This window comes from Burkholderia paludis (assembly GCF_000732615.1).
Classification (GTDB): Bacteria; Pseudomonadota; Gammaproteobacteria; order Burkholderiales; family Burkholderiaceae; genus Burkholderia; species Burkholderia paludis.
Genome location: NZ_JPGL01000155.1, coordinates 1 through 1120 on the forward strand (window position 1 = coordinate 1; position 1120 = coordinate 1120).

1 protein-coding gene is annotated in these 1120 nt (G+C 59.3%); it reads left to right on the forward strand.

Annotation, left to right across the window (positions count from 1 at the left end; all coding sequences use genetic code 11):
• A protein-coding gene (locus GQ56_RS0138945; RefSeq protein ID WP_152602020.1) for an IS3 family transposase occupies positions 1 to 1081 on the forward strand; the annotation gives its coding sequence in 2 pieces (ribosomal slippage) (positions 1 to 255 and positions 255 to 1081; 1082 coding nt annotated over the 2 pieces). This gene is flagged as partial in the annotation.
• Between the last annotated feature and the right edge of the window lie 39 nt (positions 1082 to 1120).

Genomic DNA, 1120 nt, shown 5'->3' on the forward strand with positions numbered 1-1120 from the left:
AGTCGAAGTTCACGGATAGCCAGATCATGGATGCGCTCAAGCGGGCGGAGTCCGGGCTGGCGGTGCCGGAGATTTGTCGGGAGCTGGGTATCAGCACGGCGACCTTTTACAACTGGCGCGGCAAGTACGGCGGCATGGACGTGTCGCTGATGGCTCGCATGAAGGAACTGGAGGCGGAGAACGCACGACTGCGCAAGATGTACGTCGAAGAGAAGATCAAGGCGGAGATCGTCGCAGAGGCGCTGGCAAAAAAAGACTGAGGCCATCTTCTCGCCGCGAGATGGCCAGGGACGCAGTAGCACGCCGGGGGGTGTCGATCCGGCTTGCATGCGAGGCATTTGGCGTAAGCCAGACGTGCTACCGCTATGAGCGAAAGCGCAATGCAGAGAACGAACAGATCGCCGACTGGTTGCTGAGACTGACCGACAACCACCGTAACTGGGGATTCGGGCTGTGTTTCCTGTACCTGCGCAACGTGAAGGGCTTCGGGTGGAATCATAAGAGGATCTACCGCATCTATCGCGAGCTCGAGCTGAATCTCCGCATCAAACCGCGTAAGCGGCTTGTGCGGCAGGCGCCGGAGCCACTGGTCGTACCGATGTCGGTGAACGCTGTGTGGTCGATGGATTTCATGCACGACCAGTTGAAGGACGGCCGAAGTATTCGGCTGCTCAACGTCATAGACGACTTCAACCGGGAAGCCCTGGGCATCGAGATCGACTTCTCGCTACCTTCTGCCCGTGTCATAAGAGCCCTGGAGCAGATCATGGGATGGCGGGGAAGGCCGGCGGCGATACGGTGCGACAACGGACCGGAGTACCTGAGTGAGGCGATCACGCAATGGGCCGGCCAGCACGGTATCGCGTTGAACTACATCCAGCCGGGCAAGCCGCAGCAGAACGCCTACGTGGAGCGCTTCAACCGCACGGTACGCTATGAATGGCTGTCCCAGTACTACTGGGACGACCTTGAGCACATCCAGCAGTTCGCCACGGAATGGATGTGGCAATACAATCATGAGCGCCCCAACATGGGCCTTGGTGGCGTAACGCCAAAACAGCGGCTGGCCATGGCCGCTTAGCCTCTACTTCTGACTCGCGTTAAAAGCGGGGGTATTACC